Origin of the sequence: Caballeronia sp. (assembly GCF_028292365.1) — a bacterium.
In the GTDB taxonomy this organism is placed as follows: domain Bacteria; phylum Pseudomonadota; class Gammaproteobacteria; order Burkholderiales; family Burkholderiaceae; genus Caballeronia.
In genome coordinates, this window is the sequence record NZ_JAQGMM010000553.1 from 1 (window position 1) to 10229 (window position 10229).

9 protein-coding genes are annotated in these 10229 nt (G+C 61.9%); 1 reads left to right on the forward strand and 8 read right to left on the reverse strand.

Annotated elements, in window-relative coordinates:
• Positions 1-345 precede the first annotated feature (345 nt).
• Positions 346-1794 carry a multidrug transporter subunit MdtD gene (gene mdtD / locus JWR14_RS32605; protein WP_299717684.1) on the reverse strand — a complete coding sequence of 483 codons (1449 nt, stop codon included), beginning with the start codon at positions 1792-1794 and terminating at the stop codon, positions 346-348.
• 187 nt (positions 1795-1981) lie between these two features.
• On the opposite strand from mdtD, the gene JWR14_RS32610 reads away from it, so the two are divergent.
• Positions 1982-3370: a CoA transferase gene (locus JWR14_RS32610; RefSeq protein WP_299717686.1), complete on the forward strand. Its 1389-nt coding sequence runs from the start codon at positions 1982-1984 to the stop codon at positions 3368-3370.
• A 7-nt stretch (positions 3371-3377) separates the two neighbouring features.
• On the opposite strand, the gene JWR14_RS32615 is transcribed toward JWR14_RS32610, so the two are convergent.
• From JWR14_RS32615 to JWR14_RS32645, 7 genes are all read right to left on the reverse strand, one after another.
• A complete protein-coding gene (locus JWR14_RS32615; RefSeq protein WP_089166381.1) occupies positions 3378-4124 on the reverse strand; it encodes a GntR family transcriptional regulator in 747 nt (248 codons plus the stop codon).
• 105 nt (positions 4125-4229) lie between these two features.
• Positions 4230-4811: a DinB family protein gene (locus JWR14_RS32620; protein WP_299717690.1), complete on the reverse strand. Its 582-nt coding sequence runs from the start codon at positions 4809-4811 to the stop codon at positions 4230-4232.
• 169 nt (positions 4812-4980) lie between these two features.
• Positions 4981-6195: an MFS transporter gene (locus JWR14_RS32625; protein ID WP_299717692.1), complete on the reverse strand. Its 1215-nt coding sequence runs from the start codon at positions 6193-6195 to the stop codon at positions 4981-4983.
• 194 nt (positions 6196-6389) lie between these two features.
• The gene (locus JWR14_RS32630) at positions 6390-7367 is read right to left on the reverse strand and encodes a LysR family transcriptional regulator (protein ID WP_299717694.1); all 978 of its coding nucleotides are present in this window, start codon (positions 7365-7367) and stop codon (positions 6390-6392) included.
• Between the two features lie 219 nt (positions 7368-7586).
• Positions 7587-8237: a 2-hydroxychromene-2-carboxylate isomerase gene (locus tag JWR14_RS32635; RefSeq protein ID WP_299717696.1), complete on the reverse strand. Its 651-nt coding sequence runs from the start codon at positions 8235-8237 to the stop codon at positions 7587-7589.
• 70 nt (positions 8238-8307) lie between these two features.
• Positions 8308-9675, reverse strand: a complete 1368-nt coding sequence (locus JWR14_RS32640; protein ID WP_299717701.1) for a TAXI family TRAP transporter solute-binding subunit — start codon at positions 9673-9675, stop codon at positions 8308-8310.
• Between the two features lie 368 nt (positions 9676-10043).
• Positions 10044-10229: hypothetical protein (locus JWR14_RS32645; protein ID WP_299717699.1), on the reverse strand; the 186-nt coding region annotated here is incomplete at its 5' end.

Sequence of the window (10229 nt, forward strand, 5' to 3'; positions counted from 1 at the left end):
AGCGGGGAGGGTCGAGATCAACCATGCTCATGGTGGTTTTGGCAGGCGTTCGAACGCGGCTCGAGTGGGAGTAAACATCGGGAAAGTACTAGTTTACAGGATAGGGCCGCTCCCTGAAGAGCAAGAAATATGCGCATTTGCCTGAAAATTGAGATATTCCCGCCGAAACCGGCCCCGGCTGGGGCTAGGGCCCGGCGGCGGTTTTTATCGCAGCGAAGGGGCGAGGGCCGCGTGCACTCTCATAGTGCGGCACGCACGCCGCGATGAGTCGAGATGGCGCGACAGAATGCGACGCACCCCGAGCGATGCGTGACGAGCGCAAAGCCAAGTCACAACTCCAGCGTTTTAATGCGCTTCCGACGGATCAGTTTTCGTGGTCTTGATGGCACGAATCTCCGGCCCGAGCTGAGCAAAGATCCACGCTGAGGCAGCCGTAATAATGCCGACGCAGAGGAAGGTCGCGTGAAAGGCGGGCAGCGAATTCGTCGCGGTGACCTTGGGCAGAATCCCAGTGAAGGTCGCGAGCACCGCGCCGGCGATGGTGACGCCGAGACTCATCGAGAGCATCTGCACGAGCGAGAACAAACTGTTGCCGCTGCTGGCGCCGCCGGTCCCGAGGTCTTTCAGCGTGAGCGTGTTCATCGCGGTGAACTGGATGGAGTTGACGCCGCCGAAAAACGCCAGTTGCACGAGCCGCAGCCAAAGAGGCTGATCGGCGCTGGTGAGGGAGAAACTTGCCATCGTGAGGCCGACGAGCACCGTGTTGACCATCAGTACCTGCCGATACCCGCGCTTCATGATCAGGCTCGTCACAATGCGCTTCGACAGCATCCCGGCAGCGGCCACGGGCAGCATCATGAGACCGGCTTGAAACGCGGAATAACCGAGACTGATCTGCAGCAGCAATGGCAGCAGATACGGCATCGCGCCGCTGCCTATGCGCGCGAACAAGTTGCCGAGCAAGCCGACGCTGAACGTATGGATCTTGAAAAGATCGAGCGAGAAGATTGGTTGCGGAACGCGCACGGCGTGCAGTCCGTAAGCGACAAAACACGCCAGGCTCAGCACAAGCAACACGAGCACGATGGCGTGTTGAAGGCCGAGATCGGCGAGGCCATCGAGTGAAATGGTCAGCGCGACCATGCCGACCGCGAGCATCAGATAACCGGCGAGATCGAACGGAGCCGTGGCCGGGTTGCGGCTATCGGTCATGAAGAGCCGAGTGGCAATACAGCCGATCACGCCCACCGGCACGTTGATCAAAAAGATCCAGTGCCACGAGGCAATCTGCACGATCCAGCCGCCGAGCGTTGGTCCTATGAGCGGCCCGATCAGCCCCGGAATGGCAACAAACGACATCGCGCTGAGATACCGTTCGGCCGGCACCACGCGTAGCAATGCGAGGCGCCCGACGGGCAGCAGCATCGCGCCGCCCACCCCCTGCACCACGCGATAAATCACCAGTTGCATGAGCGAGTGAGCATTCGCGCAAAGCAATGAGCCGATGGTGAAGATCAGGATCGCGCTGAAGAACACGTGCCGCGTGCCGAGCTTGTCGGCCAGCCAGCCGGAAAACGGAATGACGGTCGCCATGGTCAACGAATACGCAATGACCACGCCTTGCATGCGTAGCGGCGCCTCACCGAGGCTACGGGCCATGGCCGGCAGGGCCGTATTGACGATGGTCGAGTCGAGGGTCTGCATGAAGAAACCCGTGGCGACCAGCCACAACATGACGGTGAGCGATTGGGGAGAGGGTGTGGGCGTAACGTTCGAGCGGATTGTGTCGGGCATGAAGGAAGCCGGCGGAGGGAGTGCCGTGATTTTACGTGGATGTGCGCAGGGATAGCGTGCCGATCTTCATAGCAATCGACGGGCCGATTGGTCTACGCTTGAAACCGATCGGAGCATCGGCGGTCCATATCAAGCGAGGGTCGAAGCGCGGACCCCGAAGGCCACGCATACAGCATTGAAAGGGAGCATGACGATGAAAGCTGTCGAAGAACTCTGGCGTCTGGCGCAAGCAGACCCTAAGGCGCTGAACCACCTCACGGTCAGCGGCGATGAACTGCTACTGCCGTCGGCGTATCGGGTGAGCGCGTTGGCGGCGGCGAGCGTGGGCGCGTCGGCGTTAGCGGCGGCCGAATGTTACGGGCATCGCACGGGGCGGCAGCAAGACGTGCACATCTACACCCGGCGTGCGGCCATCGCGTTTCGCAGCGAGCGCTATTTGCGCATTGGCGCTGATAACCCGCCGGAGTTGCGCGATCCGCTGATGGGCTTCTACGAGACGCGTGACGGCCGCTGGATCCAGCTTCATACGAACTTCAAGCATCATCGGGACGGGGTGGTGAAGCTGCTGGGTTGCGCGAATGACCACGCTGGCGTCACGCAGGCCATCCGTCATTGGGACGGCGCAAGCCTGGACGAGGCGCTCGCCGATGCCGGTCTGTGCGCCGCGCTGATCCGCACGCCGGAAGAATGGGCGAGCTTGCCGCAGGCTCAGGCAATCGCGGAAATACCGCTGCTGGAAATAATCAAACTCGACGATGCACCGTTGGAAGCAATAGGCCGCGACGAGCCGCAACGGCCTTTGTCAGGCGTCCGTGTGCTGGATCTGAGCCGCATCATCGCGGGTCCGGTGGCCGGGCGCACGCTCGCCGAGCATGGTGCCGATGTCCTGCTCATCAACGGTCCGCATCTGCCGAACATTCCGCCGTTAGTGATCGACAACGGCCGCGGCAAGCGTTCGGCAACGCTCGACCTTCGCGAAGAAAGCGGCCGCGAATCGCTGCGCGCGTTATTGAAAGATGCCGATGTGTTCCTGCAAGGTTATCGACCCGGCGCGCTGGCGGCGCTCGGATTCGGACCCGAAGAAGCCGCGCGACAGCGTCCGGGCATCGTGTACGTGACGATATCGGCTTATGGGCACACAGGCCCGTGGTCGCAACGGCGTGGCTTCGACAGCCTCGTGCAATCGGCGAGCGGCATCGCGTGGACAGAAGCGCAGGCGGCGGGTCAAACGCAACCTCGGCACCTACCGTGTCAGGCGCTGGACCACGCCACGGGGTATCTCGCGGCATTCGGCGCGATGATCGCGTTGCAACGGCGCGCCACACAAGGCGGAAGCTGGCATGTGCGCGTGTCGCTGGCGCGCACCGGGCGCTGGTTGCAATCGATGGGACTGGTCGAAGACGGTCAGACCGTGCCCGATCCTCAACTCGACGATGTCCGCGACATGCTGCAAACCATCGCTTCACCGTTCGGATCGCTGACGTGCACGCAGCCGCCTGAACGCATGTCGCTGACGCCGCCTTACTGGAACTCGCCACCGGTGCCCATCGGGTCTGACCAGCCGCGTTGGTGGTGAAGACTGGCTACTTGCGCAGTTCCGCGACGAAATCGTAGTAGTCGTTGCGGCAATAAGTATCCGTGAGTTCGATCGGGCGCTGGTCCGCCGTATAACCCACGCGCGTGATCAGCAGCAGCGCGTCGTGCGGTGCAATGCCCATTTGCTCGGCGATCTCATCGCTCGCGTTGACCGCGCGGAAATGCTGCAGGGCTCGCACGATCGACAGGTTGCGCTGTTCCAGGAAGCTATAAAGCGAATCGCCAACGGCCTGCGGGTCCGGGATCAGCGCTGCAGGAAAGGTGGAGTTCTCGACCGCCATCACAATGCCGTCGGCCGTGCGCAAGCGGCGCAAGCGTGTCACGGCAGCCGCCGGCGATAACCCGAGCTGGATCACTTCATCGCGATTCGCAGGCTCGATCACGCGGGAGAGCCACTTCGAACCGGGGGTAAAACCGCGTCGACGCAGCATTTCGCTGAAGCTCGAGAGCCGCGACAGCGGATCTTCATAGCGTGGCGTGATGAACGAACCGGCGCCTTGCGTGCGTCGGATCAGCCCTTGCTCGACCAGCAGCGCGATCGCTTTACGCGACGTGATCCGCGATACCCCGAGCGCCTCCGACAACACGCGTTCCGAGGGCAGCGCTTCGCCCGCATTCCAGCGATTGTCGTGAATTGCGTTGCCGAGCTTGCGGGCGAGCTGGAGATAAAGCGGGGTGTCACTGTCCGGGTCCGGGCGCAAGTCGCGCCAGCGGTCCTCCGATGTCGTGTTCATAGTGCGCAGAAGTTGGGACCAAGGGCCGATTCTAAGACAAGCGGCGCGGCGACGGGGATTGAATGAGAAGCGGCACGGATCGGGGGAAAGTGCCGATTGCTTCGTTTATCCCCAGACAGCCGCTTCGCTCAGGCCCATTTCGGCGAGGTCGGCGGCGCGAAGTTCGGTATCGATATTGCAGAAAAATTCGTCGAGTTGTGGCGGTTCGACCGGCGTTCCGGCAAGCATCGCATGCACTTGCCCACGATGATGGATCTGATGCTGGAACACATGTCCGAGCAACCGGGCACGCGTTTCCTGCTGTTTTGCGCGCGGACGCAGGAGGGTGACCTGGCGTTCGAGGGTGTTATCGGTGAGATGGGCGCAGTAGTCGATGAGCCTAAGGTCCGCCTGCCGTTGCTCACGCTGCAGGTCGGCGCAGGTATCGAAGGGTTCTTCCGGCTCGAAGAAAGACATGATCTGCGGATGGGGCGGCTCGTTGCGTTGCTCGCGTTCGAGCGCATCGATGTAAAACCAGTCGACGGTCAGATTGTGGTTGAGCGTTGCCTTGATCGACGGGAAAAAGCTTGTTCGATGCGCGACGAAATCCGCCTGGCTCAACAAAGCGCAAGCCTTCAACAAGCGATGATTCGACCACGCGTTGTTATAGGCCATGCTGAGGAAATGGCGGGAAAGCAGGTTGGACATGGTCGACGGGCTCATGAAACGGGGCGATTGCTATCGAAGCATAGCGGCCAGAAATTATGGCATGGGGAATGTTGACCGCCGTCTTCGGGTCCTCCCTCATCCGTTCGAGCCCGCCAAACAAAACGTCCGCGGAAGCGGACGTTTGTCATCGGTTGGGCAACCCGGTTTCTTAGGCGGTCGCTGCTCCGCCCACGCCGCGCCCCGTTCGTATATACATCGCGACGGTCAACGCCACGCCCGCCGCCGACGCAACCGCAGCGAACAGATACACCGAGCTGAATCCGAACTCGCCTGCGATATACCCGGCCAGCGGCCCTGTCACGCCCAGCGACAGATCTAAAAACACCGAATACGCCGACAACGCCGCGCCACGGCTGGCCGGCGGCACAAGTCCGACTGCTTCCACGCCGAGCGCCGGGAAGATCAGCGCGAAGCCAAAGCCGGTCAGCGCGGCGCCCGCGAGTGCGAAGGCGGGATCGGCGGCAAGCCAGAGCATCAGCAAGCCGACGCATTCGAACGCAAACGACACAATAGCCACGCGAAAGCCGCCGAAGACCTTGATGGTGTTGGCAAACAAAAGCCGCGAACCGACGAACATCGTGCCGAACACGGTCAGCGAAAGCGCTGCGTCAGGCCAGTTATGCGCCGCATAAAACAGCGTGATGAACGTGGCGATTGATCCAAATCCCGCCGATCCGAGCGCGAGGCCCATGCCATGCGGCAGCACGCGAAAGAACACGCTGCGATACGACATGCGCTCGCCATGCACGATCGGAACCGCGTCCATACGCGTGGCAAGCCAATATCCAAGGCCGCCCAGCGCGATCACGAACGCGCCCAGCGACGCAAAGCCGATCGAGCGTTCCATCGCCACGCCAAGCGGAGCGCCGATAGCCAGCGCGCCATACGTGGCAATGCCGTTCCACGAGATCACGCGTCCGCTACTGCCGGTTCCAACGCGTCCAATTCCCCACGTGATCGCACCGGTTCCGACCCAGCTTTCGCCAAAGCCAAGCACAAGACGGCCGATGATCAACAACCCCAGGCTTACCGCGTGCCATTGCGACGCGAGCGCCGCGCTGAGCAGCAGCACGCCGCTGATCGCGCAGGCGGTCAGTCCGTACAGCACGGTCTGCTTCGGCCCGATGGTGTCCGCCGTGCGCCCGGCGAGCGGCCGCGAGGCGAGCGTTGCGAAGTACTGGACGCTGATTGCCACGCCAGCCATGACCGAGCCATAGCCTAGATCCGTATGCACGAAACCCGGCAGCACCGCGAGCGGTATGCCGATGGTCAGGTAACAAATGAACGTGAACGTAACGACCGAGATGATCCGCCCGGTAATGGCTAGATCGGCGCGGCGGGACAGCGGAGCTTCGGTGGACATTGGGGTAAGTGCGGGGTTGATATCGCTGAAGAAGCGTGATTCTCCCATAGGTTGGGCGCGGCCGTTATTCGCCGGACGCTTTTTCAGGACCCGCAGAATAGCGGAAAGGCTTGTCGGAGAAGGGTTTGCGGGATTTTGCATTGCGGGAGAAGAATTTGCACCGAGCCCACAACGAGCTGTGGAACGAGAAAATTTTACCGGTTTTCTTCGCCTGCGGGCTGCCCGGTCAACTCCATGGAGACATCGGCCGTCAGCGCCTGCAACCAGGCGAGATCGGTGGGACGGCTGACTTCGGGCAAGGACATCAGATAACTTGCTATAGGCGGAAACTCGATCGGCGATTCCATGACCACCAGCGGCAGCAGCGCCGCGTAATGCAGCGCGAAGCGTCGCGTGGCGGTGAAGATCAGGTCGGATTGCAGCAGCACTTGCGGCACGAGCCCGAAGTACGGAATGGTCGTGACAATGCGTCGCCGGATGCCCGCGCCTGCAAGGCCTATATCGATAGGATGACGCTTCGCGCCGCTATACGTGGTGGGCGCGAGATGCGCGGCGTGGGCATAGCGGGCCGTCGTCAGCGGTTCGCGTGCGAGCGGATGGCCGCGGCGCATGAGACACACGAAGCTGTCGGTGAAAAGATCGCGGCGCGCAAAACGCGGCTCGGGATTTTCCCAGTTGCCGATAACCAGATCGAGATCGCCTTCATCAAGTGCGCGTTCGTGGTCGAGCGTCGGCGTCAGTGATTCGATCTCCAGCCGCGCGTTGGGCGCCGCCACGCGAAACGCGCGAATCAGTGTCGGCATGAAAAAGTCGTTCAGGTAATCAGGAGCGGCGACCCGGAACGTGCGCCGTGACGTGACGGGATCGAAAGCGCCATGCGGCGTGGCGACAAACTCGACCTCGCGCAACGTGCGCTGCACCGCCGGCAGCAGCGACGCGCCATACTCGGTCGGCACCATGCCCTGCTTGCCGCGCACGAGAATAGGGTCGTGCAGCAGCTCGCGCAGCCGCCGCAGCGCCGTGCTGATGGCGGGTTGCGTCTGCCCCAGGCGCAGCGCGGCCTGCGTGACGCTGCGCTCGGTCAGCAGCGTTTGCAGCACGCGGATCAGCCAGATGTCGAGGGAATCAGGGGCGGAGCTGGCGTAGTCGGCGGGATCGATGGGATTGGTCATAGAGAGAGCGCGGTCTTCGGGTGGACCCTTGGCTGGGTGTTGCGTAGCAATGCGTGGCGGGACGATCAGGCGCTGTGCACGCCCGGTCGAGAATGCGCTACGGAATGCGCCACATTAAGCCCGGCCGAGCGCTCACGCCATAGCGTGCATGCTATGCGTGGGATAGGGCCCGCCGGCCGAACAGCGCGGGCGATCTTGCCGAACGTCACTGCGTGCCGCTTATACGGCCGGCGCGGTCCGCGGCAAGTTGCTGATCCGCTGCACTTCCGCGCCCTCCAGCCAGTTTGGCGAACGGGCGACGTAGAGCACCATGGGAAGCGTGTCTTCGCCCCAGAACAATTGCTGGTTCACCACGAACGTCGGCACGCCGAAGACGCCGAGTTCGACCGCTCGCTCGACATTTGCCCGCAATTTCGCCGTGACGTCCTCAAGCTCGATCATTTTCGCGCCATCGGGCAGGCCCACGTGGTGACAGAGATCGTCGAAACCCTGCTCGGTTGACGGATCGCGGCCTTCCTTCCAGATGAACCGGAAAATCTCGCGGATACAGCCAATCTCGCCGCCCGCCGCCACCGCCAAACGCAGCGCCTTGCTGGAATCGAAGGGATGCGACGGCGGCATTTTGAACGGAATACCGAGCTGTTCGGCGCGAAAGAGCGCGTATCGATACATAAATACGCGCTTCGACGGAATCAGGCCCGGCATCGGCTGGCCCCAGTGCTTGAGGAGCTTCAGGTAGTCGATCGGCAGGATCTCGAACGGTATGTTCGGCCACTTTTCATGCTGTTCGAGCAGCAGATACGAAAAGGGAGAGTTGAAATCGAAAAAAAAGTACGGCTGGCGCGGATCGATGGAAGGCGAGGCGCTCATATGAATCTCCCTGGTGCGTGGCTCGTCGCGGTGGCCGTCACACCGGCTACCGTTGTTTCTTCTTTCGATATTACGTGGTGTGCTGAACGCTGTCTGCCTGCGCGTCGAGTGCGGCCGCCTGCGCGATGGTCAGCCGCTGCCGCACAAAGCCAATATGCTCGCGCAGCACGTAGAACTGGTCGGCGTAGGCGAGCGGCATCTTCATCTGGTTGACCGTGTTCTCGATGCCGTCCACCCGCTCGATCAGCGCCTCGCGCTGGGCCGGTTCGGGGTCGCTCATGGCCTCGCGTTCAATGCCGATCAGCGCACCGTAAATCTTGTAGATCCGCGATTTAACTCGCCATCTGTACAGACCCGGCACGAGTCGCAACCCCGGAATCAGCACCACGATGATCGGCACCAGCAGCACGATCACGCGATCGGCCAGGCTCGCAATCCAGAACGGCAGTGTCCGGTACAGGAAACTTTTACCCGACTTGTAGTAACGCTCGGCGTCGTCGCTGATATGAAATTCGTGCTGAAGCGGCGCGGGGAATTCGTTGGCCGCCTGCAACAGGTTGGCGCGCCCGTGCACCTCTTTCGCGGCTTCGATCAGCAGGTCGGACAGCGCCGGATGCAGACCGTCGCGGGCGATCAGCTCGGCGGTCGGCGCAATCAGGTGGATGGGATGCGGCGGCACGTTCTTCGCCAGATCGAGGGCGCCCATCGGCAGGACGATCACCTTCAGGTACGGAAAGCGCCGCGCGTAGGCGTCGGCCTGGGTGAAATCGAAGAAATGCATGCCGGGCGTGCGAAACAGCTTGCCCATGGTCGGCGGTTGCGCGGAATCGCCGGTGAGAAATGCAGCGTCGATACTCCCGTCCATCAGCGCGCTGGCCGCCGCGTCCCCGCTCAACGGCAGCAATTCGGTGTCTCCGCCCGGCTCGATGCCATTCGCCTTCAGCACCGCCAGCGCGAGCGCGCGCGTGCCGCTGCCTTCGGTGCTGATGGCGAGCCGCTTCCCCTTCAATTCTGAAAGCCGCGTCAGCACCGGCCCACGATAAAACACCGCCAGCGGCACATACGCGACGCTGCCGAGCGAAACCAGATCCTCGTGTTTGTCCGGCGCGCCGGGCGCCGACATGCCGCCCTGCACGAAGCCGACATCGACGTTCTGCTTCGGGTCTTCGAGTTTTTGCAGGTTATCGAGCGAACCTTGCGACTCCAGCACGTTCAGCGTGACGCCGTTGCGCGCCAGGATCCGTTTGTACTGCTGCGCGTCGTTCCAGAACGAACTGCCCTTGGTCCCCGCCGACATCGTCAGCGTATTCGGCGGCGCGGGCTGGATCAGCCGCACGGCGAGATAGATCGCGGCGGCGCTGATCAGCAGGATCGGTCCGAACGATATTGCTAGGTCGCGCCACGAGATGGCGACGAACCGCGCCATGGTCGGCGCCATGCGCCGGGTGCGGGATTTCTTCGGGGGGTCCTGAGCGGGAGGTTCTTGGCCGGGAGTTTGGGTCATTGTCGGGTTCGATGGAGCGGGACCTGCGTTGACGCAAAACCGCAAAACGTTGAAAGCAGCGGATTTTATAAACGACAGCGGAAAAGAGAAAGGGAAAGGGAAAGGGAAAACCCTCGCATTCAGTCATTCACTAAACAATTAACGATGGTTAAAACCCCTCCCGTTCTACGCGTTAAGACTTTTATTCAGTCGCGGCGATGAAACAGGCTTGTGCTAATACGTTGAAACGTCTGCTGTTGTATTCATTGTCAACGCCCTGTTGCAATTTTCGCCGATGGTACATGATCGCCCGTGCCGTTGGATCACGGGCAGGCCCTAAGGGCGAGCCCTAAGGTGGTATGACAATAACGACAAGTACGGTCGAGTCCGCGCTTCATCGTGTTAAATGCTTTGCGCTTCTCGCGAGGCTGGATTAAATTGACGTTCGCCGCCGTAGAACCAGCATCCGCGCCGCCAAACCGGCATTCGGAAAAATACTCCGAGCAGAA